25 protein-coding genes are annotated in these 26,427 nt (G+C 68.0%); 16 read left to right on the top strand and 9 right to left on the bottom strand.

Features of this window, described 5'->3' with window-relative positions:
- Positions 1-99 precede the first annotated feature (99 nt).
- The 4 genes from ASE66_RS16145 (at position 100) to ASE66_RS16130 (ending at position 3,819) form a co-directional block, all read left to right on the top strand.
- Positions 100-852: a sulfite exporter TauE/SafE family protein gene (locus tag ASE66_RS16145; protein ID WP_057190719.1), complete on the top strand. Its 753-nt coding sequence runs from the start codon at positions 100-102 to the stop codon at positions 850-852.
- Positions 853-946: 94 nt separating this feature from the next.
- The gene (gene otnI, locus ASE66_RS16140) at positions 947-1,726 is read left to right on the top strand and encodes a 2-oxo-tetronate isomerase (protein ID WP_057190718.1); all 780 of its coding nucleotides are present in this window, start codon (positions 947-949) and stop codon (positions 1,724-1,726) included.
- Positions 1,723-2,727: a glucokinase gene (locus ASE66_RS16135; protein ID WP_057190717.1), complete on the top strand. Its 1,005-nt coding sequence runs from the start codon at positions 1,723-1,725 to the stop codon at positions 2,725-2,727. Before otnI ends, ASE66_RS16135 begins: the two co-directional genes overlap by 4 nt.
- A gap of 45 nt (positions 2,728-2,772) precedes the next feature.
- Complete coding sequence (locus tag ASE66_RS16130) at positions 2,773-3,819, top strand: acyltransferase family protein (RefSeq protein WP_057190716.1); 1,047 nt, start codon at positions 2,773-2,775, stop codon at positions 3,817-3,819.
- Between the two features lie 101 nt (positions 3,820-3,920).
- On the opposite strand, the gene ASE66_RS16125 is transcribed toward ASE66_RS16130, so the two are convergent.
- Positions 3,921-4,277 carry a hypothetical protein gene (locus tag ASE66_RS16125; RefSeq protein ID WP_057190715.1) on the bottom strand — a complete coding sequence of 119 codons (357 nt, stop codon included), beginning with the start codon at positions 4,275-4,277 and terminating at the stop codon, positions 3,921-3,923.
- 111 nt (positions 4,278-4,388) lie between these two features.
- On the opposite strand from ASE66_RS16125, the gene ASE66_RS16120 reads away from it, so the two are divergent.
- The gene (locus ASE66_RS16120) at positions 4,389-6,197 is read left to right on the top strand and encodes an ABC-F family ATP-binding cassette domain-containing protein (RefSeq protein WP_057190714.1); all 1,809 of its coding nucleotides are present in this window, start codon (positions 4,389-4,391) and stop codon (positions 6,195-6,197) included.
- Positions 6,198-6,417: 220 nt separating this feature from the next.
- The gene (locus tag ASE66_RS16115) at positions 6,418-7,164 is read left to right on the top strand and encodes a glucose 1-dehydrogenase (RefSeq protein ID WP_057190713.1); all 747 of its coding nucleotides are present in this window, start codon (positions 6,418-6,420) and stop codon (positions 7,162-7,164) included.
- 9 nt (positions 7,165-7,173) lie between these two features.
- Here ASE66_RS16115 and ASE66_RS16110 read toward each other — a convergent pair whose 3' ends face one another.
- Positions 7,174-8,073, bottom strand: a complete 900-nt coding sequence (locus ASE66_RS16110) for a metallophosphoesterase family protein (RefSeq protein WP_057191096.1) — start codon at positions 8,071-8,073, stop codon at positions 7,174-7,176.
- A gap of 390 nt (positions 8,074-8,463) precedes the next feature.
- Here ASE66_RS16110 and ASE66_RS16105 point away from each other — a divergent pair, with 390 nt between their 5' ends.
- On the top strand, positions 8,464-8,931 hold the full coding sequence (locus tag ASE66_RS16105) for an NUDIX domain-containing protein (protein WP_244494947.1): 468 nt from the start codon (positions 8,464-8,466) through the stop codon (positions 8,929-8,931).
- Between the two features lie 3 nt (positions 8,932-8,934).
- On the opposite strand, the gene ASE66_RS16100 is transcribed toward ASE66_RS16105, so the two are convergent.
- A complete protein-coding gene (locus ASE66_RS16100; RefSeq protein WP_057190712.1) occupies positions 8,935-9,516 on the bottom strand; it encodes a cytochrome b in 582 nt (193 codons plus the stop codon).
- 256 nt (positions 9,517-9,772) lie between these two features.
- Between ASE66_RS16100 and ribA the strand changes: the two genes are divergently transcribed.
- Entirely contained in the window at positions 9,773-10,900 is a 1,128-nt protein-coding gene (ribA, locus tag ASE66_RS16095; protein ID WP_057191094.1) for a GTP cyclohydrolase II RibA, read from the top strand.
- 31 nt (positions 10,901-10,931) lie between these two features.
- Positions 10,932-13,310: a glycosyltransferase family 39 protein gene (locus ASE66_RS16090; RefSeq protein ID WP_244494945.1), complete on the top strand. Its 2,379-nt coding sequence runs from the start codon at positions 10,932-10,934 to the stop codon at positions 13,308-13,310.
- Here ASE66_RS16090 and ASE66_RS16085 read toward each other — a convergent pair whose 3' ends face one another.
- The 4 genes from ASE66_RS16085 to ASE66_RS16070 all read right to left on the bottom strand — a co-directional run bounded on the left by ASE66_RS16085 (position 13,311) and on the right by ASE66_RS16070 (position 17,101).
- The gene (locus ASE66_RS16085) at positions 13,311-14,171 is read right to left on the bottom strand and encodes a TIGR01459 family HAD-type hydrolase (RefSeq protein ID WP_057190711.1); all 861 of its coding nucleotides are present in this window, start codon (positions 14,169-14,171) and stop codon (positions 13,311-13,313) included.
- Positions 14,168-15,100 (bottom strand): sugar kinase, encoded by a 933-nt coding sequence (locus tag ASE66_RS16080; protein ID WP_057190710.1) that lies wholly within the window; start codon positions 15,098-15,100, stop codon positions 14,168-14,170. Before ASE66_RS16080 ends, ASE66_RS16085 begins: the two co-directional genes overlap by 4 nt.
- A 93-nt stretch (positions 15,101-15,193) precedes the next feature.
- A complete protein-coding gene (locus ASE66_RS16075) occupies positions 15,194-16,441 on the bottom strand; it encodes a hypothetical protein (protein ID WP_057190709.1) in 1,248 nt (415 codons plus the stop codon).
- Between the two features lie 87 nt (positions 16,442-16,528).
- Positions 16,529-17,101 (bottom strand): DUF1134 domain-containing protein, encoded by a 573-nt coding sequence (locus tag ASE66_RS16070; RefSeq protein ID WP_057190708.1) that lies wholly within the window; start codon positions 17,099-17,101, stop codon positions 16,529-16,531.
- A 183-nt stretch (positions 17,102-17,284) separates the two neighbouring features.
- On the opposite strand from ASE66_RS16070, the gene ASE66_RS16065 reads away from it, so the two are divergent.
- Positions 17,285-17,803 (top strand): YHS domain-containing (seleno)protein, encoded by a 519-nt coding sequence (locus tag ASE66_RS16065; protein ID WP_057190707.1) that lies wholly within the window; start codon positions 17,285-17,287, stop codon positions 17,801-17,803.
- Positions 17,804-17,924: 121 nt separating this feature from the next.
- On the opposite strand, the gene ASE66_RS16060 is transcribed toward ASE66_RS16065, so the two are convergent.
- Positions 17,925-18,767, bottom strand: coding sequence for a 3'(2'),5'-bisphosphate nucleotidase CysQ (locus ASE66_RS16060; RefSeq protein ID WP_057190706.1), 843 nt, complete (start codon positions 18,765-18,767; stop codon positions 17,925-17,927).
- Positions 18,768-19,041: 274 nt separating this feature from the next.
- Between ASE66_RS16060 and chpT the strand changes: the two genes are divergently transcribed.
- From chpT to ASE66_RS16030, 6 genes are all read left to right on the top strand, one after another.
- The gene (chpT, locus tag ASE66_RS16055; protein ID WP_057190705.1) at positions 19,042-19,680 is read left to right on the top strand and encodes a histidine phosphotransferase ChpT; all 639 of its coding nucleotides are present in this window, start codon (positions 19,042-19,044) and stop codon (positions 19,678-19,680) included.
- A gap of 125 nt (positions 19,681-19,805) precedes the next feature.
- Complete coding sequence (locus tag ASE66_RS16050; RefSeq protein WP_057190704.1) at positions 19,806-22,412, top strand: chemotaxis protein CheW; 2,607 nt, start codon at positions 19,806-19,808, stop codon at positions 22,410-22,412.
- A complete protein-coding gene (locus ASE66_RS16045; RefSeq protein WP_057190703.1) occupies positions 22,409-22,912 on the top strand; it encodes a chemotaxis protein CheW in 504 nt (167 codons plus the stop codon). The genes ASE66_RS16050 and ASE66_RS16045 overlap by 4 nt, the downstream gene beginning before the upstream one ends.
- Positions 22,913-22,936: 24 nt before the next feature.
- Positions 22,937-23,302: a response regulator gene (locus tag ASE66_RS16040; RefSeq protein WP_057190702.1), complete on the top strand. Its 366-nt coding sequence runs from the start codon at positions 22,937-22,939 to the stop codon at positions 23,300-23,302.
- Positions 23,303-23,349: 47 nt separating this feature from the next.
- Complete coding sequence (gene cheB, locus ASE66_RS16035) at positions 23,350-24,468, top strand: chemotaxis-specific protein-glutamate methyltransferase CheB (protein WP_057190701.1); 1,119 nt, start codon at positions 23,350-23,352, stop codon at positions 24,466-24,468.
- Entirely contained in the window at positions 24,465-25,361 is an 897-nt protein-coding gene (locus tag ASE66_RS16030; protein WP_057190700.1) for a CheR family methyltransferase, read from the top strand. The genes cheB and ASE66_RS16030 overlap by 4 nt, the downstream gene beginning before the upstream one ends.
- Positions 25,362-25,513: 152 nt before the next feature.
- Here the strand turns inward: ASE66_RS16030 and ctrA are convergent, their stop codons facing one another.
- Positions 25,514-26,215 carry a response regulator transcription factor CtrA gene (ctrA, locus tag ASE66_RS16025; RefSeq protein WP_057190699.1) on the bottom strand — a complete coding sequence of 234 codons (702 nt, stop codon included), beginning with the start codon at positions 26,213-26,215 and terminating at the stop codon, positions 25,514-25,516.
- Positions 26,216-26,427 lie beyond the last annotated feature (212 nt).

Here is a 26,427-nt window from a genome sequence, read left to right as displayed (position 1 = left end):
GGTCCCGGGTCTACGCTTCGCTCCGCCCGGGACGACTCTCGCGTTGACGACGATGGTAACGCACGGCCAAACAGGTCAGCAGGCTCGGAAGCCCGATCCATGGATACCTCCACAATCCTGACCCTGGCTCTCGGCGCCGCTCTCGCCGGCTTCGTGCAGGGGCTGTCCGGCTTCGCCTTCAGCCTTGTCGCCATGTCGGTCTGGGCCTGGACGCTCGACCCGAAGCTCGCCGCCGTCATGGCGGTATTCGGCGGCCTGACCGGCCAGACCATCGCGGCACTGACCGTACGCCGCGGCTTCGACTTCGCCCGGCTCTGGCCTTTCCTGCTCGGCGGCCTCGCCGGCATCCCGGTCGGCGTCCTGCTCCTGCCGTTGATTGAGCCCAACGTGTTCAAGGCCGGGCTCGGCATCCTGCTGGCGGTGTGGTGCCCGATCATGCTGTTCGCGCCGCATCTGCCGCCGATCCGCAGCGGCGGGCGCCTGGCGGACGGCGCGATCGGCCTCGGCGGCGGCATCATGGGCGGCTTCGGCGGTTTCTCCGGCGTGCTGCCGACGCTGTGGTGCTCATTGCGCCGGATGGACAAGGACGCGCAGCGCTCCATCGTCCAGAACTTCAACCTGACCATGCTCGCCGTGACCATGCTCGGCTATGTGCTGGCAGGAAACGTCACGCGCGAGATGTGGCCGGCCTTCGCCATCGTCGCGCCGGCGATGCTGATCCCCTCGCTGCTCGGTGGCCGGCTCTATATCGGTATCAGCGAGCAGGCCTTCCACCGCATCGTGCTCAGCCTGCTGACCCTGTCGGGCATCGCGCTGCTGGCCTCGTCGCTCCCCCGCCTGCTCGGCGGCTGATCAAGCGGAACTGTCCCACATCCTGCAGGTTACCGATGACGTGCCGGCCCGAACGGGCTAGCTTGCGCCCGCAATCTGACTGACGAGACCTTTCATGCCGCGTTTTGCCGCCAATCTCTCGATGATGTTCAACGAGTGGGATTTCCTCGACCGTTTCAAGGCGGCCTCCGAGGCCGGCTTCGAGGCGGTGGAGTTCCTGTTCCCCTATGAACATCCGCCGGAGAAGGTCGGCCTGGCGCTCGCCGGCGGCGAGCTTGAGCAGGCGCTGTTCAACCTGCCACCCGGCGACTGGGCCAAGGGCGAGCGCGGCATGGCGGCGCTGCCCGGCCGCGAAGAGGAGTTCCGCACAGGCGTCGAGACGGCGCTGGCCTATGTCCACGAGACCGGCGTCAAGCGCGTGCACATGATGGCCGGCCTCACCGACCCCAACGATCCGGCGGCGCAGAAGGCTTATCGCGCCTCGCTCGCCTATGCCGCCGACAAGCTCGGCGAGCATGGCGTCGACCTCTTGCTCGAGCCGATCAACGGCAAGGACATGCCGGGCTATTTCCTCAACGATTTCGACCAGGCGGCGACGTACGTCCGCGAATCCGGCCGGCCGAACGTCAAGCTGCAGTTCGACATGTATCATTGCGAGCTGATCCACGGCGACGTCGGCGCGCGCCTGGAGGCGCTCTATCCGCTGATCGGCCATGTCCAGATCGCCAATGCCGAGGGACGGCGCGAGCCCGACGGCACCCGGCCCGATTATCCGGCTCTCTTCGCCCAGCTCGATTCGCTCGGCTATCCCGGCTTCGTCGGCTGCGAGTATCGTCCGCGTGCCGGCACGCTCGAAGGCCTCGGCTGGTTCTTGCCCTGGAAGAAGCACGCGTGAGCGGCTCAAGGTTCCCCCATCCGGTCCTCGTCGCCGATATCGGCGGCACCAATTGCCGGCTTTCGCTGGTGCCGACGCCCGGCGCCCTGCATGAACCGCTGGCCCGGATCAGCACCGGCGCGCATCCGTCGCCCGAGGCGGCGCTCGGCTCGGTGCTGTCGACACTGACGGTGAAGCCGCGCTCGGCCATCCTCGCCGTCGCCGGCCCGCTCGATGGCCGCAAGGCGCAGCTCACCAATGCCAGCTGGCATTTCGACGGCCCGGCACTCGGCCGCGCGCTCGGTTTCGAGCAGGGGCTGCTGGTCAACGATTTCGAGGCGCTCGCCGCCTCGCTCGCGGTGCTCAGGGACCGTGACCTGGTCAATCTCGTCCATGGTCAGCCGGAACCTGAAGGTCCGCGCCTCGTGCTCGGCCCCGGCACCGGCTTCGGTGCCGCTGCCCTTTTGCGACGCGGTGACACCGGCATGCTGGTGCCGACCGAATCCGGCCATATCGGCATCGGACCGGAGGACCCGACCGAGGTGAAGCTCTGGCCGGCGCTGGCCGAGGGCTTGCCGCGCGTCACCGTCGAGGAACTGCTCAGCGGCAGCGGCCTCATCCGCTTCCATCGCGCGGTGATGCGCCAATCGGACGTCGCCGAACCGGATGTCAGCGCCGCCGACGTCTCCGCGCTGGCGCTCGACGGCAATCCCGCGGCACTGATGGCGGTGGTCTGCTTCTGGCGGCTGCTGGCCCGCGTCGCCGGCGATCTCGCGCTCGGCTTCAAGGCGACCGGCGGCGTCTATCTCGCCGGCGGCATCGCGCCGCGCATCCTGCCGCTCGCCGATAAGGCGACGATCCACGCTGTCTTCGCCGGCAAGCCGCCGGTCGAGGATCTCGCCGCCCGCTTTTCGCTCGACGTCATCACCGCCGATGATCCCGCCGAACAGGGCCTGGCAGCGATCGCCGCTACCCCCGGCCGCTTCGGCCTCGACGATCCCGCGCGCTTGTGGTTTGCCTGAGCGCTCCAGCGCTCAACCTGCCCCCGTTCACAGACGATCCCCGCCTTGCCCCAGCTCTACGGCATCCAGGTCCTGCGCGCGCTTGCGGCGCTGATGGTCGCGGTCCATCACGTCCAGGCCGATGCCGGCTTCCTCGCGGCAAGGGCCGGCACCAGCTTCACGCCCTCGCATGCCCTGCCCTGGACCGCCGGCGTCGACCTGTTCTTCGTCATCTCCGGCTTCATCATGGTGCATTCCTCGGCCGGGCTGTTCGACCGGCAAGGCGGGGCACGGCTATTCATCGCCCGGCGCATCGCGCGGATCGTGCCGCTCTACTGGGCTGCGACCACGCTCTTCCTCGCCGTGCTGCTCGCCTCGCCCGCGCTGCTCAATTCCGGCGCGCCGAGCCTCCAGCAGATCGCCGCCTCCTATCTGTTCTGGCCGATGTCAAACGCGGCGGGCGAGCTCCAGCCGGTCTACTCGCTCGGCTGGACGCTGAACTACGAGATGCTGTTCTACGCCCTGTTCGGCGCAGCCCTGCTGGCGCCCGGACGACTGGTCGTGCCGCTTGTCTGCGTCGCTCTCGCCGGGCTGGTCGGAGCGCAGGCCCTCGCCGGGCCGCTGCCCCTGCCCTTCGGCTTCTGGGGCCAGCCGATCGTGCTCGAATTCGCCGCCGGCATGGCGGTCGGCCTGCTGCGCCAGAACGGCCTCAGGCTCGACGGCCGCCTGCGCTGGCTGATGGCGACTGTCGGCATTGCCCTCTTCGTGATCGCCTCCGGCGACGGCTGGGCCCAGACCTCCTGGGGCGCCGTCGCCCTGCGCGGGCCCGCCGCGCTCCTCCTCGTCACCGCTGCGGCCTGCGGGCGCAACGTCACCGCTCCATCGGCGCTGGTACGTTCGCTGGCGGTTCTGGGCGATGCCTCCTATGCGCTCTACCTCGTCCACCCTTTCGCCATGCGGGCGCTGCGCGAGGTCTTCGCCCGGCTCGCTCCAAGTGCAACCGGCCTCTTTATCGTCCTGGCGCTAGTGGCCGCGGTGCTCGCGGCGCTGGCGGTCTACCACTGGTTCGAGCGGCCGATGACCAGGGTGCTGCGGCGGGCGCTGCGGGCTTAGCACCCCGTCATGGTCGGGCTTGACCCGACCATGACGGAAACCAGCTAGCTGGTCCTGAGATTCTCGGATCTGCGCTTTGCTCCGTCCGGGAATGACGCCCTCTACTTCTTCAGCCGCATCCCCTTCAGCGACTGCCCGACCACGCCACCGTCGCGCCGACGCTGGGGCCGGTTGGCGACGATCGTCTCGACATGCTCGACCTGCGGGAAATAGCCGCGCTCCAGCACTTCGAGCGTATATTCCTCATAGGTCAAGCCGAGCGCCTCGGCCCGTTCCTGCCGCCTGAGCGCGATCTCGCGCGGCTTCCTCCAGGCCTTGCGATGGGCGAAGCGCCAGTCGAAAGAATGGCCGATCTCACCCTTCTCAGCCGCCGGCTTGCGCTTCTTCTCTTCCAAGGGCGGGCCGCCATTATCCCCAATGCAGGCGGGTCTTGGCTTGCGCAGGGTCGGCTGTCTCATGGACTTAATCTCATATGAGATACAAATCGTATCTCATAGTGGATCATGCTGAACCGCGTCGCAAGACCCGGAAGGGTGACAGGCGCGCCGCCGCAGTCTATCCCCCGCGCCATGGCTCCTTTGCTCCACCTTCGCGACGTCGCGCTCACCTTCGGCGGCCAACCCTTGCTGGAAGGCGCTGAGATCGCAGTATCCGCCGGCGAGCGGGTCTGCCTGGTCGGCCGCAACGGCTCCGGCAAATCGACTTTGCTCAAGATCGTGGCAGGCATCGTCGAGCCCGACAGCGCCGAGCGCTTCGTCCAGCCGGGCGCGACCATCCGCTATCTGCCGCAGGAGCCCGATTTCTCCGGCTACAAGACCTCGCTGTCCTATGTCGAGGCCGGGCTCGGACCCGGCGACGACGCCTATCGCGCGCAATACCTGATCGAGGAACTGGGCCTGACCGGCGAGGAAGACCCCGCCACCATGTCCGGCGGCGAATCGCGCCGCACCGCACTCGCCCGCGTGCTCGCGCCCGAGCCCGATATCCTGCTGCTCGACGAGCCGACCAACCATCTCGACCTGCCGGTGATCGAATGGCTCGAGCAGGAGCTGAAATCGCTGCGCTCGGCCATGGTGCTGATCAGCCATGACCGCCGCTTCCTCAGCTCGCTCTCGCGCGCCACGATCTGGCTCGACCGCGGCGTGACCCGCCGTGTCGAGCGCGGCTTTGGCGAGTTCGAGGCCTGGCGCGACGAGGTCCTGGCGCAGGAGGAACTCGACCGCCACAAGCTCGACCGCAAGATCGCCCGCGAGGAGGACTGGCTGCGCTATGGCGTCAGTGCCCGCCGCACCCGCAACCAGCGCCGGCTCGGCGAACTGCACGGCCTGCGCGAGCAGCGCCGCACCGCCCGCCAGGCCGTCGGCTCGGTCCGGCTCGAAGCGAGCGAGGCGCAGGCCTCGGGCAAGCTGGTGATCGAGGCCGTCGACATCGCCAAGGCCTATGACGGCCGGCCGGTGGTCAAGGACTTCTCGCTGCGCGTCGCCCGCGGCGACTGCATCGGCATCGTCGGTCCCAACGGCGCCGGCAAGACGACGCTGATCAACCTGTTGACCGGCGCGCTCAAGCCCGACTCAGGCAAGGTCAAGCTCGGCGCCACCCTCGAAATGGTGACGCTCGACCAGCGCCGTGAGAGCCTCGATCCGGCGACGCCGCTCGGCGATGCGCTCACAGGCGGCGGCTCCGACCAGGTCATGGTCGGCGGCACGCCACGCCATGTCATCAGCTACATGAAGGACTTCCTGTTCCAGCCGATCCAGCGCGGCACCGCCGTCGGCGCCCTCTCCGGCGGCGAACGTGGCCGGCTGATGCTGGCCCGCGCCCTCGCCAAGCCGTCGAACCTGCTGGTGCTGGACGAACCGACCAACGATCTCGACATCGAGACGCTCGACCTGTTGCAGGAGCTGCTCGCCGACTATGCCGGCACCGTCCTGCTCGTCAGCCATGATCGCGACTTCCTCGACCGGGTCGTCTCCTCGACCCTGATCTCGGATGGCGATGGCGTCTGGACCGAGTTCGCCGGCGGCTATTCCGACATGCTGGCCCAGCGCGGTCGCGGCGTCGGCGCCAAGGCGCGGGCCATTCCGGTGAAGGTGGCGGCAGAAGCGCCGAAGGCCGCCTCGGCGGCCGGCGCGGCCAGCTCCAGGCGCAAGCTCTCCTTCAACGAACAGCACGCGCTGAAGACCCTGCCGCAGCAGGTGGAAAAACTGCAGGCCGAAGCCGGCAAGCTCAATGCGGCGCTGGCCGGCGATCTCTACACGCGCGATCCCAAGCTCTTCGCCAAGGCGACGGCAAGGCTCGACGAGGTCACGCGCGAGATCGCGCAGACCGAGGAGCGCTGGCTCGAGCTTGAGATGCTGCGCGAGGAGATCGAAGCTTAGCCCAGCCGTCATGCTCGGGCTTGACCCGAACATCTCGGACCGGAAGAGGTTTTGGTCGGCGCCTTCCCGTCCTGAGATTCTCGGGTCTGCGCTTCGCTCCGCCCGAGAATGACGCTGCCGCCCATACAATTCCGCTATCCGGCCAATCGCGAAAGCGTATTTATCCCGCCTGTGAAATCGGCCCAAAGTCGCCAGGCAAAACGCTTTCCGAGGGAACACCATGAGACTTAAGGGCAAGACCGCGCTGATCACCGGCGCGGCGCAAGGGTTCGGCTTCGGCATCGCCGAGACCTTCGTGCGCGAGGGCGCCCGCGTCGCCGTACTCGACATCAACGGCGACAAGGCGAAGGAAGCGGCGAAGGCGATCGGCCGCAAAGCCTTCGCGGTCGCCTGCGACGTCGGCAAGGGCAAGAGCGTCGACAGCGCCGTGGCGAAGGTGATCGCGCGCTTCGGCCGCCTCGACATCGTCGTCAACAATGCCGGCATCAGCCATCGCAACCAGCCGATGCTCGATGTCAGCGAGGCCGAGTTCGACCGCGTCTTCGACGTCAACGTCAAGTCGATCTACCTGATGGCCAAGGCGACGGTGCCACATTTCCGCGAGCATGGCGGCGGCGTCATCCTCAATATCGGCTCGACCGCCGGCGTCCGCCCCCGCCCGGGCCTGACCTGGTACAATGGCTCCAAGGGCGCCGCGAACCTGCTCTCGAAGTCGATGGCGGTGGAGCTCGCACCCGACCGGATCCGCGTCAACGCCATCGCCCCGGTCGCCGGCGAGACGCCGCTGCTCGCGACCTTCATGGGTGAAGACACGCCGGAGAAGCGCAAGGCCTTCACCGCGACCATCCCCTGGGGCCGTTTCTCGACGCCGCAGGACATCGCCAATGCGGCGTTGTTCCTGTGCTCGGATGAATCCGAAATGGTGACCGGCTCGGTGCTGGCGGTCGACGGCGGCCGCTGCGTCTGACGCTACGCGTCAGACCATCCCGCCGCCCGTGAGCGGTATCAGCTGCAGCAGCTTGACCGTGCCGTCGAGATCGAAGGCACGGCGCTCCAGGCTGATGCGAGGGGCCGTCGGTGGCCCCTCGATGCGCAGGAGATGCCAGCAGGCGAGCTCGCCATGGCCGCCGCGCAGGCCGATCGAGGCTGAGGGCACGCCGACGATCGGTACGTCATGGTCGAGCCCCGGCCGCCAGGCCAGCGAGAAGCGATGATTGTGACCGTGCAGGACGAGGTCGGCCCCCGCCCGGCGCAGCATCGCCTCGAAGGCATCGGCGTCGACCAGCTCACGTGTGCGCCGCGCACCGCCGACATAAGGCGGGTGGTGGATCAGCACGACGCGGATCAGCCCGTCGGCCTTGGCCCGCGCCAGCAGCTTTTCAGTTTCGGCGATCTGCGCTGAACCGACGCGACCGGTCGCCATCAGCGGCATGGTCGGGATGCCGGTATTCATCCCGATCAGCGCGACAGAGCCGCGCTTGCGATACCAGGGATAGCCCGCCTCGCCGCCGTCGCTGGCGCACCAGGGCGCCAGCTCGCGCGCCAGCGCCGACAGTGATGAGCGCGCATAGCAATCGTGATTGCCGGGCACGAAGCTGACGGCGTCGCGCGGGCCGAGCGTGTCGAGAAAGGAGAGCGCCGTCTTGAACTCGGTCGGCAGGCCGATATGGGAGACATCGCCGGTGCAGGCGATATGGTCGGGCTTCTGCGCCAGGATGTCGGCGACGATCAGCCCAAGGATTTCCATGTCATGGGCATGGCGGCGCTTGCGGCGCCAGTTGACATATCCGGTCGCGCGCTTGCCGATCAGCTCGCGTAGCGAGAATTTGGTCAGCGGCCCGAGATGCGGGTCGGAGAGATGCGCGAGCGTGAACACGCTCAAGCGCTTGCCTTCAACGCCCGCGCCCCGTCAAGCGCGACGGCGGCGGCGGGCGAAGATGACGCAGCCTGAAAGGCTCAGTTGGCCGAGCCCATCAGCTCCGAGACGATGCGCGGATCGGTCAGGGTGACAGCTGGCTTCCAGACGAAGCGGGGCTTGGCGTTCAGACGGGCGGTGATGAAGGCGAGAAGCATGATAATTCCCCAGCGGTGACTGCGTGAGCGTTGTGATCCCTATTTAAGGCGCGTTTGTGTTATATCGAGAGGGCAAACAGAGTTCTGTTATGCGTCTATTGCATAGACAATTAGCCCGGCATCAGGATCTGCCCAAATCGTGAGCAGTGAGGACGGATCAGGCCCGCGCTCCGGCGCATCGGGGATCGAACGGGTGCCGCGTTCGCTGCGGCGGCTGGCCGGGCGGGCCCTGCACCTCTATTTCCGCCTGCGCCGCGGCATGACCCTGGGCGTGCGCGCCGCCGTTCTGAGCGAGGCTGGCGATATCCTACTGGTGCGCCACACCTACACCCCCGGCTGGCACATGCCCGGCGGCGGCGTCGAGCCCAGCGAGACGCTTGTCGATGCACTCGCCAAGGAATTGCGCGAGGAGGCCAACATCGCGCTGACCGGGCCGGCCGTGCTCCACGGCGTCTTCCTCAATCGCCATGTCTCCGACCGTGACCATGTCGCCGTCTTCATCGTGCGCACCTTCACGCAGAGCGGGCCGAAGCAGCCCGATCGCGAGATTGCCGAGGCGCGCTTCTTCCCGCTCTCGGCCCTGCCGGAGAAGACGACGCCGGGCACAAGGCGCCGGCTGGCGGAGATCGTCGGGGGGACGGCGCCGCCCACCGAATGGTGAAGCCTATTTCAGCCCGGGCAGCATCCGGCGCAGCACACCATCCCTGCCGACCAAATAATGGAACAGCGCAGCGCCGATGTGCCCGCAGGCCAAAAGCGCTAGCAGGATGGCGAGCCAGCCATGGACGAAGAGCACGCGCTTGGCAGCCTCTTCATCGGGCGCGGCCAGCGCCGGCAGGTCGAACAGGTTGAAGATCGTCAGCGACGGGAACAGCGAGATCCCGACCCAGCCGAGCAGCGGCACGATCAGCAGCAAGCCGTAAAGCGCCCAGTGCACGATGTGCGAGCCGGCCTTCTGCCACCATTCCAGCGTCGGCTCGTCGGGCGGCGCGCCATGCACCAGCCGGTAGATCAGCCGGCCGACGCCGAGCCAGAGGAGTAGGAAGCCAGTCAGCTTGTGCGAGGAATAGAGTGCGTCGGTCACCCCATCCCAGATGTCGAGCGTGTTGCCGCGATAGGTCATGGCGAGCCCGACCGGCACCATCACGAACACCGCCGCGGCCGTGATCCAGTGCAGTGCGCGCGCCACGGGGCTGTAGATGGCGCGCCCCGCGCCGGTCGTCACCTCGTCATGTCGCTGCGTCATTTCCCTTCGACGCTCCCGATCGCCATATTCTGCCCCTGCCGGGACTATTCATCTGGTGTTCAATCTCGCGCTTTTATAGCCCAGTCTGCAATTGGTCGCCGATCAGTCCGATTGCGGTGTCGTAGAACTTGGAACCACGCAGAAGCGGAAACGTTGTAGAAGCGCCGTATCGCGCCGGGTGCATCCGTCCGAGCGAGACGCGCGTAACAAGTTCAAATTCCTCCGCGCCCCCGGGCGCAATCTGACGGACCTTCCGATGCTTCAGTCGCGTAAGCTTTTCGGCCGGCCGGGTGAAACCGATCTGGTCACCGTCGACCGCGCTCTCGCCGAGTTCCGCGCCGCCCGCCCCGTGCTGCTGCGCCAGGGCGAGGAACTGGCGCTGGCCTTGTCGGCCGAGCTGGCGGAGGCCGATCTCGCTGCCCGCCTCGACTCCCTGTCCGCCGGTAATGCTCGCCTCGTTCTCAGCGCTGCGCGCCTGCGCCGCCTCGGCGCCAAGGGGCGCGCAGAGACCGGCATCCTCGCCATGCCCGCGATCGACCTCGCCCGCGTCGAGACGCTGGCCTTGAAGCTCGATGCCCGCGTCGACGCTCCCGTCGGTCCGGCAGGTACCCTCGACAACGCCGCGCTTGAACTGGCGCGTCTTTCGCTGGTGCTGCCGGCAGTGATCCTCGTCCCGGTCTCGGCGGCGCAAGTCGCCGGCGAGCCGCTGATCGAGGTCACCATCGAAGCCGTCAACGGCTATCGGGCCGCCCAGGTCGCGCGCCTTGCCATCGTCGGCCGCGCGCCGGTTCCGTTGGAGGGCGCGCCTGACACCGAATTCGTCGTCTTCCGTGGTGGCGAGGGTCTGCGTGACCAGGTCGCGATCATCGTCGGCAAGCCGGATCTCTCGACGGCAGTGCCGGTGCGGTTGCACTCGGCCTGCCTGACCGGCGACCTGTTCGGCTCGCTGAAATGCGATTGCGGCGATCAGCTGCGCGAGACCGTGCAGTGGATGGCCGAGAACGAGGGCGGCATCCTGCTCTATCTCGACCAGGAAGGCCGCGGCAACGGCATCTCCAACAAGATGCGCGCCTACAAGCTGCAGAGCCAGGGCTGGGACACCTACGACGCCGACGAGGTGCTCGGCTTCGATCTCGACCAGCGTCATTTCGACTTCGCCGCCGCCATGCTGAAGCAGCTCGGCGTCTCCAGCGTCACGGCGCTGACCAACAACCCGCTGAAGATCGGGGCGATCAAGGCTGCCGGCCTCGAAGTCGCCGCGACGCAGCGCGTGCTCGGCCGCCCCAACATCCACAATGTCCGCTATCTCGCCTCCAAGCGCGATCGCGCCGGCCATTTCATCGACATGGACGCATTGATGGCGCGCGCCGCGCCGAAGGATTGATCGGGCTCCGGACCTGGGGCAGGAAGTCCCCATGTCCGATGCTTCGATGCCAGACCGGGACCGCCCAGACATCACGCCGACGCCTGCGCCCTGGCCGACCGCCAGGGTGATGCTGCTGGTCTGCGCCGGCTGGCTCGCTCTGTCCTGGCCCTGGCTTTCCGGCGCGCTGACCATCCCCTGGGACGCCAAGGCGCATTTCCACCCGCAGCTGCAGTTCCTCGCCAGCGCGCTGCACAAGGGCCTCTCGCCGTTCTGGACGCCCTTCGTCTTCGCGGGATCGCCGCAGGTCGCCGACCCGCAATCGCTGATCTTCTCACCGCCCTTCTTCCTCATCGCCCTGCTCAACCCGACGCCGGACTTCCGCTGGAGCGACGGCGCCCTGCTCGGCTCGTTGCTCGTCGGCGCGCTCTGCCTCGTCCTGCTCTTCCGCGACCGCGGCTGGCATCCGGCCGGCGCCGTCGTCTGCGCCCTCTCCTTCGCCTTCGGCGCCGCCGCCGCTTGGCGCATCCAGCATGTCGGGCAGGTGCTGAGCCTTGCCTATTTCGCGGTGACGTTGCTGCTGCTCTCCCGCGCGTTGGAGCGCGGCTCCTGGCGCTACGGTTTCGCGGCCGGGATCGCCGCCGGCTTCATGGTGCTGGGGCGCGACCAGGTCGCGCTGCTCGGCGTCTATGTCCTCGCCGGGCTGGTGCTCGCCGCCATCGCCATGGCCGACAAGCCGCTAGCGGCGCTGCGCGCGAGCATCATGCCGCTGCTGCTTGGTGTGCTCGGTGCCACGCTGGTCGCGACGGTTCCGATCCTGCTCACCGCCGTCCTTGCGGAAGAATCGAACCGGCCGGTCATCGATCTCGCCGGAGCCGGCAAGGGCTCGCTGCATCCGGGCTCGCTGCTGACCGGGCTGATCGCCAATCTCTATGGCGCGTCGGGGCCGCTGGAGAACTTCTGGGGCCCGCCCAGCCCGGCCTGGGAGAAACGCTTCGGCCCACTCGACCTCTATCTCGCCCGCAATATGGGCGAGCTCTATCTCGGCCTGCTGCCGATCCTGCTCGTCGTCGGTGTCGGAATCGTCCGCGGCGCCCTGCTCCGGCGCGAGATCATCGCCCTGAGCGTAGCTGCGCTGCTCGTCCTGGTCTTTGCGCTCGGCCGCTATACGCCGGGCTTTGCCCTGCTCTTCCATCTGCCCGGCATCGACTTCTATCGCCGCCCAGCCGACGCGTTCTTCATCCTCGGCGCGCTGCTGTCGATCCTCGGCGGCTATCTCACCCATCTCGTCCTGACCGATACCGCGCCGCGCCCGCGCCGCTGGCAGATCGCGCTCGAAATCCTGCTGCTGCTGGCGGGGTTCGCCGCCGCGATCTGGCTGGCCTGGACCATCGGCCGGCTCCATGTCGCCTTCGTGCCGCTGGTCACGGCCGTGCTCTGCCTGACGCTGGTGGCGGGGGCGCTGGTCGCAGCGCGCGGTCTCGCCTTGCAGGGCACCGGCATGGCCGCGACCATCATCCTCGCCACCGCCATGGTCGTCGACCTCGGGGTCAATAACGGCCCGAGCGAGTCGACCGCATTGCCGGCTGGGATGTACGAGGTGCTGCGCGCCGACAGCGGCAACGAGACCATCGCGCTGCTGAAGCGGGAAACAGCCCGCACCGCCGGCCCCGACCGGCGCGACCGCATCGAGCTCGCCGGCATAGATTTCCACTGGCCCAATGCCAGCCTCGTCCACGGCCTCGACAACACGCTCGGCTACAACCCGCTCCGGCTCGGCCTCTACAGCCAGGCGACCGGCGCCGGCGACCATGTCGCCCTGCCCGACCAGCGCACGTTCTCGGCGCTGATGCCGTCCTACCGATCGCTGCTCGCCGACATGCTCGGCCTGCGCTTCATCGCAACCGGCGTCCCGGTCGAGGAGATCGACAAGCGATTGAAGCCCGGCGATCTCGTCCAGATCGCGCGGACGAAGGAGGCCTATGTCTACGAGAACCCGCGTGCCCTGCCGCGCGTGCTCCTCGTCACCGAAGCGCAAGCTGCCGATTTCGGCGCCATCCTGAAGAGTGGGCAATGGCCCGCGGGCTTCGACCCGCGCCGCACCGTCCTGCTCGACAGGCCGCCGCCACCTCTGCCGACCGGCCCGGCGCAGGCGGGAAGCGTCCGCATCCGCAATTACGGCACGACCGAGGTGCTGCTCGAGGCCGATGCGCCGCGCGGCGGCTTCCTTGTGCTGAACGATGTCTGGCAGCCCTGGTGGCAGGTCGAGGTCGACGGCAAGCCGGCCGAGCTGCTGCGCGCCAACGTCATTTTCCGCGCCGTCAGGGTGCCGCCCGGCCGCTCGACGGTCCGCTTCGTCTTCCGCCCGCTCGACGGGCTCTATCATGCGATCGGCGAGCGGATCCGCAAGACGAACCCGCCACCGGTCTGATCAGCCCAGCGCCGCCATCGCCGCGACCGGCAGCGGCCTATGCGCCGCCAGCACCCGGGCGAGCCCGTCGGGCACGACCGCGCCATCGCGGATCGTCTCGTCGCGATGGATGCCGCCGGCGATGAACAGGCTGTCGAAGCCCATCATCCTGGCGCCGGCGAGATCGGTGCGCACCGCATCGCCGATGACGAGCACACGGGCCGGATCGACATCGCGTCCGCCCCGCGCCTCGCGGGCGGCGGCAAGCGCAAGATCATAGGCCGGCCGGTGGGGCTTGCCGGCCCAGGCGACGTGGCCGCCGAGCTCCTCGTAGATCGTCGCCAGCGCTCCGGCGCAGGGCAGGAGATCATGGCCGACATGGACGACGAGGTCGGGATTGCCGCAGATGAAGGGCAACCCGCGTGCGGCGAAGCGCGACAGCAGCGGCCGGTACTGCTCCGGCTGCTCTCGGCGATAGTCGTTGAGTTCCGTCGCGACGACGAACTCGGCCTCGTCCTCGCCGACGAGTTCGACGTCAAAGCCCTCGAACACCGCGCGGTCGTCATGCCAGCCGATATGATAGGCCTTGCGCAGATGCGTCTCGGCGATCAGCGCGCGCGTAACATCGCCGGAAGTCACCAGCCGGTCCCAGGCAGCGCGCGGCACGCGCTTGCCGTCGAGCACGCCAGCGATCTGTTCCGAAGGCCCCGGGGCGTTCGAGAGCAGCACCACGGTGCCACCGCCCTCGCGATAGCGCATCAAGGCCTCGCAGGCCGGATCGAGCGCCAGCACGCCGTCATGGACGACACCCCAGACATCGCTGATCAGCACATCATAGCGGGCGAGCAGCGCGCCCGCTTCCATCAGGACAGGAACGCTCATGCCCGGCTCGCCGCTTCTTGCGCGATCCGCGCCTCGACCTGCGCCCGACGCGGCAGCGGCGCCACCGCGCCATAGCCCTGCGTCGACAACGCCGCCGCGACATTGGCATAGGCGCCGGCGGTGAAGGCGTCGCCCGTGCGGATATATTCGGCGAGGAAGGCGCCGTCATAGCAGTCGCCGGCGCCGGTCGCGTCGATCGCATCGACCTTGATCGGCACGAAGCGCTGGCGCCGGTCCGGCGTCGCCACCAGCGAGCCCTCATGGCCAAGCGTCAGCGCCACGACCTTGGCGCCAAGCTTGAGATAGAAGTCGACGATCGCGTCCGGCTGCTCCAGCCCGGTCAGCAGCTTGGCGTCGCCGTCGCCCGGCAGGACGATGTCGGCCATCTCGCAGGCGGCATGGACGATCGCCCGTGCCCGCGTCAGTGGCCAGAGCTTGAGCCGGAGATTGGTGTCGTAGGCGGTGAGCACGCCGCTCTCGCGGGCTAACGCGAAGGCCTCGAACACCGCATCGCAGGCGCTCGCCGAAATCGCCTGGCTGATGCCGGACGCCTGGATCACTTTGGCGGAGGCGATGACATCCTTCGGCAGCTGTGACGGGCCATAGAGGCTCGCGGCCGAACCGGCGCGCAGATAGGAGAAGACATGGCCCTGAGGGCCGTGGGAGACGAAATAGAGCCCCGTCGGCGCCGACGGGTGGGTCGAGACATGCCTGTCGTCGACGCCCTCCTCAGCCCACGCCGTCCGGAAGGAGCGGCCCGGCTCGTCATCGCCGAGCGCGCCGACATAGGCGACCTTCGCGCCCTGCCGCGCCGCCGCGATCGCACAATTGGAGGTGTCACCACCAAGGCCGAAGCGATAGGCGCCGGCTTCGCCGCGCGTCGCGTTGAACTCGCCGAGCGGTTCGCCGATGCAAACGATATCCGTCATGAATCCCAAACCGAGAAGAACGACCGCAGGCGCGATCGGTTTTCTCACTAGAGCATTGCAGGTCGCTGTGAAAAGGCTTTGGCCGGCAGGTGCCTATTCCGCCGCCTCACGGCTTTCCGACGCCACCAGCAGCGCATCGGCCAGCCGGACGATCTCCTGGCGCAGCGCCGCTTCCCCAGCGGCCTTGCCGCCGTTCTGCTTGCGCAGCGTCGCAAGTTCGCGCTTGAGCCCGGCCCGGTCGGCGCGTGCCTGGTCGCGGGCGCCCTGCAGGGTGCCCAGCTCGGCATGCAGCGCCTCGACCATCTCGTCGCGCTCGCGCAGTGCCGTGCGATGAGCCGTCGCCTCGCTCGCAACCTGCTCTTTCAAGCGGGCCTCCGTCGCGGCGGCGGCCTCGATCTTGCCCTCCAGCGCCTTGATCCTGGCCAGCGTCTCAGCGTGGCCGGCGGACGCCTGCATCATGGCCGCCTCCTGTTTTGCGATCTCCGCGCCGAGCTTGACGGCGTTCGCATCGGCTGAGCGCAGCGTCGCCTCGGCCTCGTTCGCCCGTGTCATGAGGGCGTCGGCCCGCAATCTCTCGCTGTCGCGGTCCAGTTTCATGGCCGAGAGGCTCGTGCGCGCCTCGGCCAGCGCCGTCTCCGCGGTGGTGAGCCGCGCCGAGAAATCGCCGCGCTCGCCCTCCAGCTTGAGGCTGAGCGTGCCGGCCTCGACCAAAGCGAGACGCTGGCGGTCATGTTCACTGGTCAGCGCCGAGAGCGCCTGGTCGCGCTCGGCGAGCGTCGCTCCGGTGCTGTCGTGCAAGGCCCTGAGTTCGCCGAGCTCGTGGTTGCGGGCCGCGAGGTCGGCCGATGTGCCGCTGAGGGCCTGGCGCGTCTCGGCGAGCTGCGCCTCCACGGCGGCGAGATCGCCGACGCGGCTCGACAAGGTCGCCTGCGTCGTCTGGTGCCCGGCGCCTTCACTGGCCAGCGCTTCGCGCGTCTGCGCCAGCTCCTGCGTCCTCTCCCCCAGCTCCGCCTCGAGCGTCTCGACCCGCCGCCTGTGCTCGGCCAGATCGGTTTCCAGGCGGCCGATCGTCATGTCGCGCCGGCCGATCTCGCTCATCGCGCCGGCCTTGGCGGCAAAGCCGCTCTCGGCCTTCTGCTCCAGGGTCCGCTCGCGGATCGCCAGCTCGGCGCGCAGATGGTCGCGGTCGGCGGCGATCTCGGCGAGCGACAGCGGGAATGCGGCCTCGGCCCGCCGCCGCGCCAGCCGGTCGGCCCGGCGGCTCAGCGCCGGCAACGCCGCAAGGGCGAGCAGGCTGGCGCACAGGAAGCCGAGCGCAACGAGCATGACGGCTTCGATCAAGGCGGGGCGGCTCCGGTTTCTGCGATCAGCCTGGCCTTTAGGCTGCCATGCCTGGATAGATAAGGCCAGCAGCCGGCAATTGTCAGGTCAGAACGGGTTCCAGGTCGCCTCGGGCGTGAATTTCAGGTAGCCGAGGTTGACGCCGAGCCGCCAGCCGACACCGGTGCGGATCGGCACGATCGTGACGCCCTCCGCCGCCAGCGCGGTGAAGCCGAAGCCGCCGACGAAATAGACCGAGCCGTCGACCCCGGCGAAGCGCTGGTAGAGCGCGCGTACACTCGGCAGGTTGTAGACCAGCATCATCGTGCGGGCGCCCTCGCCGCCGAAATCGAAGCCGACCGACGGCCCCTGCCAGTACACCTTGCGGTCGCCGGCATTGCGGGTGAACAGCGTGCCTTCGCCATAGCGCAGACCGCCGACGAAAGCGCCGGACGCCTCCTGACCGAGCACATAGCCGTTCGGCTCGCCCCAGCGGCGCACGGCCTCCTCGATCGTCAACGCGAGGCCGCGCGAGACATTGCCGAAGAACTGGTGGCCGGAGGAGACCAGTTCGTTCTGCGAGAAGGAGCGATCGTTCTGCTGGGCCGCGGCGGGACCAACGGCAAAGCCTGCTCCGAGCAGCATGGCGCTGGCAAGCAGGGCGCGGCGGGTATGGTTCATCTCATCGTCTCCAGGCAAGCGCCGGGCATGGGCATTCGGCCTCCTGCCGGGATGGCGTCGACGGCGGGTCGTGCGAATCCTCGCGACCACGGTAACCTCTTGGATACGCCGTATGTGTATCCAAGCGGTGAACCGCGGCGCAGAACGCGCCGTGACGCGACACGAACCAAGGATTGGTGGGTGATGAAGGCCGCAGCAAGGCATGCCGGGTCGCTGCTCGCCGGCATCGTGACGGGCTGTGCGCTTCTTGTGTCCGCGACGACGGGCCGGGCTTCCGCCCTCCCGCCTGGCCTGCCGGACCTGCCCAATCTCGGCGAGGCCATGCAGCGCGACAACCGCACCGGCCTTGCCCTCTCCGGTTTCGATCCCGTCGCCTATTTCCTGAACGATGCCGCGGTGCCGGGGCTGCCCGCCTACGAGCTGATCCATGGAGGGACGGTCTGGCGCTTCGCCAGCGCCGCCAATCGCGACGCCTTCCGCGAGGCGCCGCAGGTCTACACCCCGCGCTTCGGCGGCTTCGATGCCAGCGGCGTGGCGGACGGGCGCGTGGTCGATGCCGATCCGCGCCGCTTCGCGGTCATCGGCTCGCGGCTGTATTTCTTCCGCAGCGACGAAAACCGCCAGCGCTTCGTCACTGAGGCGGCCTTGCGGACGAAGGCCCAGGAACGCTGGCCCGCCGTGGCGGCCGTGATCGCGCGCTAGATCACGACGATTTTGGATCGAACCGATCCAAAATCATAAAACGTGATCGATTTTAGGAGTTTAGAGCAGGATTTCTGCGAAAAACCGGTTCCCACTTTTTCGCATCCTGCTCTAGGCCCGCTCAACAACGACAGGTCGCCGCCTTCTCGATCGCGAGCCGGGCCAGCCGCTCGCAACTCGCCGCGACGAAGGGCGGGTTGCGGAAATCCCGCTCGACATTGCCATAGACAGGCTTCTCGCCGTCAAGGGTGAGGATCACGCCGCCGGCAGCGCCGAGGATCGCATCGCCCGCGGCGATGTCCCATTCCATGGTCGGGCCGCCGCGGACATGCAGATCGGCTTCGCCCGAGGCGATCAGCCCGAATTTCACCGCCGACGACACCGGCGCGCCATCGCCCTTCGCGACCGCGGCCGCGACGCCGGCGCTGACCGTGTCGCCATGGAAGCGGCTGACCAGCATCAGCGGTCCGTCCGCCGGCTCGGTCCTGACATGGGCCTGCCGCGCAGCACCCAGCGGCCTCGCCTCGGCGTCAAGCGCCTGCGCGAAACTCCGCTCGCCGCCATACCACAGCCGGCCGATGGCAGGCGCGGCGATCGCCCCGGCGAGCGGGCGGCCGTCCAGGATGACAGCAATGGCGACGCAGTAGCTGTCGCCGGACGCGAGGAACTCGCGCGTGCCGTCGAGCGGGTCGAGCAGGATGAAGACGGCAGCCGGCGCGACCTCGCCGACGCTCTCCTCGCTGATCACCGGAAAACCCGGCAGCAGCTCGGCCAATGCCTGCTTTGCGGCGAAATCGGCGGCGAGGTCGGCGGAGCAGACCGGAGAGCCATCGGCCTTGATCCTGACGTCGCGCGCCGACCGCTTCGCCAGCAGGACCGCAGCGGTGCGCCGCGCCGCCTCGCCGAGCGCGCGGGCGAGCCCGTCCCGGTCAGTCAGGCGTGGATCGTCATGAGCGATGGTCATCGTCGAACCAGTCTCGCCGGCGCCGAATGCCAGAATCCATCCATGCCGGGCGGCGCCTCCGGCGATATCATTCCGTTAGCTAGTGTATGAGACGTCAAAGTAAAAGCCGGCTCGCCTTCTGGCAGCCATCTTGCCCGGGCATGGCGAAAGCGGGCGCCCGCCACAGGCGGAGGGCCACAGCTATGGTTAACCAGCTGCAAACCAGCCTGGCGCATTCTGCGCCATCGACGCGGGGTGCGTGCCGCCCTGATTCTCTTGACCGCAGGACCGGATCATGACCGCCATCTCACTCGAGCCGCTCGATCTGGCCGCGCTTCTCTGCAGCCGCGTCTGCCATGACGTGATCAGCCCGGTCGGCGCCATCGTCAACGCGCTCGAAGTCCTCGAGGAAGACGATCCCTCGATGAAGGATTTTGCGCTCGACCTGATCAAGAAGAGCGCCCGCAACGCCTCGGCCCGGCTGCAATTCGCGCGGCTCGCCTTCGGCGCGGCCGGCTCGGCCGGCGCGATGATCGATCTCGGCGACGCCGGCTCCGTCGCCAACGGCTTCCTCAACGACGAGAAGCTCTCGCTCGACTGGGAGGCGCCGCGCGCCCTCCTGCCCAAGAACCAGGTCAAGCTGGTGCTCAACCTGCTCGTGCTGGCGACGCAGGCGATCCCGCGCGGCGGCAAGATCACCTCCCGTTGCACCGTCATCGGCGAGCAGGGCAGCTTCGCCATCACCGCGACCGGCTCGCATGCGCGCATCCCCGCCCATGTCGAGGACCTGATCGCCGGCCGCTCCGAGACCGGCGCCATCGACGCCCACGCGGTCCAACCGCTCTACACCGGCATGGTCGCCCGCGCCGCTGGAATGAAGATCGCCTTCACGATCGAGGGCGACACGGTCAGCATCAGCGCGGAAGCGGCCTGAAGCACCGGAAGAACGCTCCAGACGGATCGCTATTCCGCACGGTTTCCGCTCGCTCTCAACAGATCATAAACCCTTGCACCGCAATATCCGCGGCAGCATCGGTGACGTGAGTGAGCGGTCCTTGCATGGACGAGTTGCTGCAAGAGTTTCTGGGAGAGACCGGCGAGCATCTCGACATGGTCGATCGAGAGCTCGTCCGCTTCGAGCAGGAGCCCAATAACGGCGATATCCTGCGTAACATCTTCCGGCTCGTCCACACGGTCAAAGGCACCTGCGGCTTCATCGGCCTGCCACGGCTCGAGGCGCTGACGCATGCGGCTGAATCCGTCATCGGCCAGTTCCGGGACGGCGCGAGCGTCTCCTCGACCGCGGTCACCGCGATCCTGGAAACGATCGACCGGATCAAGGAGATCATGGCCGAGCTCGCCGAGAAGGGGCAGGAGCCGCCGGGCCACGACGCCCAGCTGATCGACGAATTGCGCGGCCTGGCGGAACGGGCGAAGCACGAGCTGGCCGCACGGCAGCCGCAAGCCTCGCTCGATCCAGTCGCCGCCTATCTCGCCCGCACAGCCGAGACGCGGTCGACCGAGGCGGGCGCGAGCGCCGTCGCCGACGAGATGGACCTGGTCTTCCGCGCCGCGCCGAGCCCGCTCGACCAGCCCGGCATGGCTCATGGCGAGGCCAGCAAGGACGCGAGGGCCGCCGGCCCGGCGACGCTGCGCGTCAATGTCGACACGCTCGAGCACCTGATGACCATGGTCTCGGAGCTGGTGCTGACCCGCAACCAGCTGCTCGAGATCTCCCGCCGGCAGGAGGATGTCGGCCTGAAGGCACCGCTGCAGCGGCTGTCCCTCATCACCGCCGAGCTGCAGGACGGCGTGATGAAGACGCGCATGCAGCCGATCGGCAACGCCTGGTCGAAGCTGCCGCGCATCGTCCGCGATCTCTCCACCGATCTCGGAAAGAAGATCGAACTGGTGCTGGAAGGGGCCGAGACCGAGCTCGACCGCCAGCTGCTCGACCTGATCAAGGACCCCCTCATCCACATGGTGCGCAATTGCGCCGACCATGCGATCGAGGAGCCGCAGGAGCGCGCCGCGGTAGGCAAGTCTGAAATCGGCACGATCCGGGTCTCAGCCTATCACGAAGGCGGCTCGGTCACGATCGCGATCTCGGATGACGGCCGCGGCATGGATGTCGCCCGCATTCGCCGCAAGGCGATTCAGCGGGGGCTGGCAAGCGAGGCCGAAGCCGAGCGGATGAGCGAGTCCCAGCTCCTGCGCTTCGTCCTCCACCCCGGCTTCTCGACCTCCGACACCGTCACCGCGGTCTCGGGCCGCGGCGTCGGCATGGATGTGGTCAAGGTCAACGTCGACGCGATCGGCGGCATGATCGACATCGCCAGCATCGCCGGCACCGGCACCACGATCACGATCAAGATCCCGCTGACGCTGGCGATCGTCTCGGCCCTCATCGTCGCGACCGGTGGCCAGCGCTTCGCCATTCCCCAGGTGGTCGTGCGCGAACTCGTGCGCGTCAAGGCCGCAGGCGAGCACCGCATCGAGCGCATCAACAATGCGCCCGTGCTGCGCCTGCGCGAGCGGCTGCTGCCGATCATCGCGCTGGCCGGAGTGATGGCCAGGTCGGCCGACGCACCGGTTGCCGACGACGGCTTCATCGTGGTGACCCAGATCGGCGAGCGCCAGTTCGGCATCCTCGTCGAATCGGTGTTCCACACCGAGGAGATCGTGGTGAAGCCGATGTCGACGCGCCTGCGTCACATCCCGCTCTTCTCGGGCAACACCATCCTCGGCGACGGCGCGGTGGTGCTGATCGTCGATCCCAACGGCGTTGCGCGTCTCGTCGGTGTAGCGGCGGGACAGGACGACGTCGCCGCGGATGAACCCGTCGATGTCGGCTCTCCCATCGAGCGCACCACGATGCTGGTCTTCCGGACGGGCAAGGACGCGGTGCAGGCCGTGCCGCTCTCCCTGGTCACCCGGCTCGAGGAGGTCGAAGCCGGGCTGTTCGAGAATGGCGGCGGGCGCACGCTGCTCAACTACCGCGGGCGGCTCATGCCGGTCGTCCCGGTCGAGGGCTGCGCGCTCCGGCCGACTGGCCTGCAGCCGCTGGTGATCTTTTCGGAAGGCGACTTCAGCATGGCGCTGGCGGTCGACGCCATCGTCGACATCGTCGACGAGGTGCTCGACATCGAGATGCTGGCGATGCCCGAGCATGGGCTGCTCGGCTCGGCGATCATCCGGGGCCGCGCCACCGAGATCCTCGACCTCGCGCACTACCTGCCGAAGGCCAACCCGAATTGGCTGCACCAGCGTCGCGGCGACGTTGGCGGCCCGCGCGTCCTGCTGATTGAGCCCTCCGAATTCCTGCGCGAGATGCTTGCTCCCGTGCTGAAGGCCGCGGGACTGCAGATCATCCACGCTGCGGATCCGGCGATGGCCGCTGGTCTCGCCTCGGGCAGCGCCGAGCTGAGCGCCATCGTCGTCGATCTCGACCGCGACGCCGAGGCGGCTTTCGCCCTCGCCGTGCGGCTGCGGACCGAGAGCCGGCATGCGGGCTTGCGCATCATCGGCCTCACCAGCCTGCCGACGCCCGAGCTGCACATCGCCGCGGCCCAGGCGCAGTTCGACGAGGTCGTCGCCAAGTTCGATCGGCGCGCGCTGATCGCGGAGCTGGCCGAAACCCGTCCCAGATTGAGGCGAGCCGCATGATCGAGCCGAATGACGAGGGCACATCCGGTCTTTCGGCCTTCGAGGACTCGCTCGACTACGTCACCGTGACGGTCGGCGGGCAATTGCTCGGCCTGCCGATCGGGCGCGTGCAGGACGTGTTCATCGCCACGCGCATCACGCCGGTGCCGCTGGCCCCGCGAGAGATCGTCGGCCTGATCAATCTGCGCGGACGCGTCGTGACCGCGATCTGCATGCGCCGGCGCATGCGCCACGCCGAGACCTACGCTATACCGACCGGCGCCGAGGAGCATGAGCTCACCGCTGTCGGGCTCGACCAGGGCGGCGAGGCCTTCGCCCTGATCGTCGACGCGGTCGGCGAAGTGATGCGCCTCAGCCGCACGACTTTCGAGCCCGTGCCGATCCATCTCGATCGCGCCTGGGCGGCCATCGCCAAGGGCGTCCACCGCCTCGACGATCGCCTTCTCGTCGTGATCGATGTCGATGCCGTCCTCAATATCGAATTGCCGATCGCCGCCTGACGATCCGCCGCCTGGAGCCATGTCATGAAATATTGCCTCGTCGTCGACGACTCCGCGGTCATCCGCAAGGTCGCCCGCCGTATCCTGGAAGGGCTGCAGTTCCGCATCGCCGAGGCCGAGGACGGCGCGCGCGCCATCGACGCCTGCAAGGGCGAGATGCCGGACGCGATCCTGCTCGACTGGAACATGCCGATCATGGACGGCTACGACTTCCTGCGGAACCTGCGCCAGATGCCCGGCGGAAAGCGGCCCAAGGTCGTGTTCTGCACCACCGAGAACGACATCGCGCACATCGCCCGCGCCATGCATGCCGGCGCCGACGAATACATCATGAAGCCGTTCGACAAGGAGATCGTCGCTTCGAAGTTCCACCAGGTCGGCCTGCTCTGAAGCTCTAATCCCATGCGCCAGTCCCGCTCCCCAGTTGCTCGATCGCCATGATCGCCGTGCCGCATTTCGCGAACCGGCCAGGCGCGCGCCCGAGCACCGTGGTGATCGCCGACGATTCCGTCGTGGTGCGGGGATTGTTCGCGCGCTGGCTCGGCGAGAGCGGCCGCTTCCAGGTCGTCGGCGTCGCCGGTGACGGCGAAGCCGCCATCGAGCATGCCGGGCGCCACCATCCCGACATCATGGTGCTCGACCTCGACATGCCCGTGCTCGACGGAGTCGAGGCCCTGCCCCGGATCGTCAAGGAGAGCCCGCGGACGGCGGTGCTGCTGACGACCACGCTCACCGAGCGCAATGCGCGGCTGGCGCTGCAATGCATGAGCATGGGCGCCGTCGACGTCCTGCCCAAGCCCGACAGCCGCAGCGGCCTGACGCTTTCGCTGGATTTCCGCAGCGAGCTCCTCGGCAAGCTCGGCAGCATCGCACAGTCCCGCCTCCGCGATGGCGAGTCGGCGCCCGACGGAAGCGCCGCCATCGCGATGCCGAACGGGGTCGCCGACCTGCGCCCGCTGGTCTCGGTGATGCCGCGCTATCTCGTCATCGGCGCCTCGACCGGCGGGCCGCGCGCCGTCGCACGCGTCCTCGCCGACCTCGGCGAGGCCCTCGCCAACCTGACCACGCTGATCGTCCAGCACATGCCGCCGCTGTTCACCGCCTCCTTCGCCGACCAGATCGCGCTGCAGCTCGGCGTGCCGACGCGCGAGCCGCATGACGGCGAGCGGCTCGCTCGCGGCACGATCTATGTTGCGCCGGGCGGGCGCCATCTCGGCATCGAGCGCAAGCTCGGCCATATCGTCGCCAGCATCAGCGACGGCCCGCCGGTGCATTTCTGCCGCCCGGCGGTCGATATCCTGTTCGCCGAGGCAGCCCGCCATCTCGGCCCGGCCGCACTTGGCCTGATCATGACCGGCATGGGCAGCGACGGCACCGATGGAGCGACCGCCCTGCGTCGCGCCGGCGCCGCCGTCATCGCCCAGGACGAGGCCTCGAGCACTGTCTGGGGCATGCCGGGCTCGGTGGTGCGTGCCAGGCAGGCGAGCGCGGTGCTGCCGCTCGGCGGCATCGGCCCGGCGATTCGCACGCTGGTCGGCGGGAGTCGTCCCGCATGACCGAGCTCGATTTCGACTTCCTGCGCGTGCTGCTGCAGCGCCGCTCCGGCCTCTTCCTCAGTACCGAGAAGCGCTATCTCGTCGAGAGCCGCCTCGGCATGCTCTGCCGCCGCCGCGGCATCGCCAGCATACCGGCTCTGGTCGTCCAGCTGCGCACCAGCCCGGCGTCGGAGCTCGAAGCCGCCGTCATCGAGGCGATGACCACCAACGAGACCCTTTTCTTCCGCGACCGCACGCCTTTCGACCTGTTCCGCGACGTCGTCCTTCCGGAAAAGCTCGCCGCCAATGCCGAGAGCCGGACGCTGCGCATCTGGTGCGCGGCGGTCTCGACCGGCCAGGAAGCCTATTCGCTCGCCATGCTGCTCGACGAGACCGCCGACCGCTTCGCCGGCTGGACGATCGAGATCCTCGGCACCGACATCTCCACCGAAGTGCTCGACCGGGCGCGCCAGGGACTCTACAGCCAGTTCGAGATCCAGCGCGGCCTGCCGATCCAGCTCCTGCTCAAGCATTTCCGGCAGGAGGGCGACAAATGGCGCCTCTCCGAGCGCATCCGCGACATGGTCGCACTCAGGCAGCACAACCTGCTCGAGCCGAATCACCAGCTCGGCCAATTCGACGTCATCTTCTGCCGCAACGTGCTGATCTATTTCGACGTTCCGACCAAGGCCCGGGTCATGGCCGCGCTCGCCGAGCGGCTCGCCAGGAATGGCGCCTTCATCCTCGGTGCCGCCGAGACCGTGATCGGCATCACCACGACCCTGGTCCCCGATCCACAACATCGCGGCATCTACCGCGACGCCGCCTCGATCGCGCAGACCCGGCGACCGCCCTTCCCCGCCGCGTCCGAGCTCGGCGCCGCGTTCTCCTCACGGAAGATCGCGCGGACCTGATCAGCCAGCGCCCGACGACATTCTCCAGGCTCGTTCCCGCCGACAAACAAAAACCCCGCCTCGCGGCGGGGTCCCCGTTCACCTGTCGTGTACATCCGACGATCAGGCGATCTAACTGTTGGGCGTCGATGATGACGCCGTGATGACGCAGATCAGGCCGGGATGCGTTGCTCGACCTCGGTCGGCTCGCGCAGCACATAGCCGCGGCCCCAGACCGTCTCGATGTAGTTCTTGCCATCCGAAGCGTTGGCGAGCTTCTTGCGCAGCTTGCAGATGAAGACGTCGATGATCTTCAGCTCGGGCTCGTCCATGCCGCCGTAAAGGTGGTTCAGGAACATTTCCTTGGTCAGAGTCGTGCCCTTGCGCAGCGAGAGCAGCTCCAGCATCTGGTATTCCTTGCCGGTCAGATGCACGCGCTGGGCATCGACCTCGACGGTCTTGGTGTCGAGGTTGACGACGAGGTCGCCGGTCGTGATCACCGACTGGGCATGGCCCTTCGAGCGGCGCACGATGGCGTGGATGCGGGCGACGAGCTCGTCCTTGTGGAACGGCTTGGTCAGGTAGTCGTCGGCGCCGAAGCCGAGGCCCTTCACCTTGTCCTCGATGCCGGCGAGGCCGGAGAGAATCAGGATCGGCGTCTTGACCTTGGCGACGCGCAGGCTGCGCAGCACCTCGTAGCCCGACATGTCCGGCAGGTTCAGGTCGAGCAGGATGATGTCGTAGTCGTAGAGCTTGCCGAGATCGACGCCCTCTTCGCCCAGATCGGTCGTATAGACGTTGAAGCTCTCGGACTTGAGCATCAGCTCGATGCTTTGAGCGGTCGCGCTATCGTCTTCGATCAGCAGAACCCGCATGTCACGTCCCCAATTTCGCCCCGAGGCCAGCGATCCCGTTGAACCACCCAAGACCCTCGTAGTCCTGGGGACGAACGCTTGCCTGATGAAACGCCACGCGACACGCTACGGGGAAATGGTTAACAAACCCTGATTCCCGGGCGCAAGCGCTTCTTGGCAGAAGATTGACGATCCTTGTCGAGGTGAGTCGAATTTGACACGGATCGTTTGGA

It is taken from the genome of Allobosea sp. Root483D1 (assembly GCF_001429505.1).
Taxonomy (GTDB): Bacteria; Pseudomonadota; Alphaproteobacteria; order Rhizobiales; family Beijerinckiaceae; genus Allobosea.
The sequence above is the reverse complement of the archived record's forward strand: the minus strand, read 5'-3'. Positions and strand labels throughout refer to the sequence as shown.

Coding starts and splice junctions, on each gene's coding strand:
- ASE66_RS16145 (WP_057190719.1), top strand. CDS start 100: ATGGATACCTCCACAATCCTGACCCTGGCTCTCGGCGCCGCTCTCGCC.
- otnI (WP_057190718.1), top strand. CDS start 947: ATGCCGCGTTTTGCCGCCAATCTCTCGATGATGTTCAACGAGTGGGAT.
- ASE66_RS16125 (WP_057190715.1), bottom strand. CDS start 4,277: ATGAGACAGCCGACCCTGCGCAAGCCAAGACCCGCCTGCATTGGGGAT.
- ASE66_RS16120 (WP_057190714.1), top strand. CDS start 4,389: ATGGCTCCTTTGCTCCACCTTCGCGACGTCGCGCTCACCTTCGGCGGC.
- ASE66_RS16115 (WP_057190713.1), top strand. CDS start 6,418: ATGAGACTTAAGGGCAAGACCGCGCTGATCACCGGCGCGGCGCAAGGG.
- ASE66_RS16100 (WP_057190712.1), bottom strand. CDS start 9,516: ATGACGCAGCGACATGACGAGGTGACGACCGGCGCGGGGCGCGCCATC.
- ribA (WP_057191094.1), top strand. CDS start 9,773: ATGCTTCAGTCGCGTAAGCTTTTCGGCCGGCCGGGTGAAACCGATCTG.
- ASE66_RS16090 (WP_244494945.1), top strand. CDS start 10,932: ATGTCCGATGCTTCGATGCCAGACCGGGACCGCCCAGACATCACGCCG.
- ASE66_RS16085 (WP_057190711.1), bottom strand. CDS start 14,171: ATGAGCGTTCCTGTCCTGATGGAAGCGGGCGCGCTGCTCGCCCGCTAT.
- ASE66_RS16080 (WP_057190710.1), bottom strand. CDS start 15,100: ATGACGGATATCGTTTGCATCGGCGAACCGCTCGGCGAGTTCAACGCG.
- ASE66_RS16070 (WP_057190708.1), bottom strand. CDS start 17,101: ATGAACCATACCCGCCGCGCCCTGCTTGCCAGCGCCATGCTGCTCGGA.
- ASE66_RS16065 (WP_057190707.1), top strand. CDS start 17,285: ATGAAGGCCGCAGCAAGGCATGCCGGGTCGCTGCTCGCCGGCATCGTG.
- ASE66_RS16060 (WP_057190706.1), bottom strand. CDS start 18,767: ATGACCATCGCTCATGACGATCCACGCCTGACTGACCGGGACGGGCTC.
- chpT (WP_057190705.1), top strand. CDS start 19,042: ATGACCGCCATCTCACTCGAGCCGCTCGATCTGGCCGCGCTTCTCTGC.
- ASE66_RS16050 (WP_057190704.1), top strand. CDS start 19,806: ATGGACGAGTTGCTGCAAGAGTTTCTGGGAGAGACCGGCGAGCATCTC.
- ASE66_RS16045 (WP_057190703.1), top strand. CDS start 22,409: ATGATCGAGCCGAATGACGAGGGCACATCCGGTCTTTCGGCCTTCGAG.
- ASE66_RS16040 (WP_057190702.1), top strand. CDS start 22,937: ATGAAATATTGCCTCGTCGTCGACGACTCCGCGGTCATCCGCAAGGTC.
- cheB (WP_057190701.1), top strand. CDS start 23,350: ATGATCGCCGTGCCGCATTTCGCGAACCGGCCAGGCGCGCGCCCGAGC.
- ASE66_RS16030 (WP_057190700.1), top strand. CDS start 24,465: ATGACCGAGCTCGATTTCGACTTCCTGCGCGTGCTGCTGCAGCGCCGC.
- ctrA (WP_057190699.1), bottom strand. CDS start 26,215: ATGCGGGTTCTGCTGATCGAAGACGATAGCGCGACCGCTCAAAGCATC.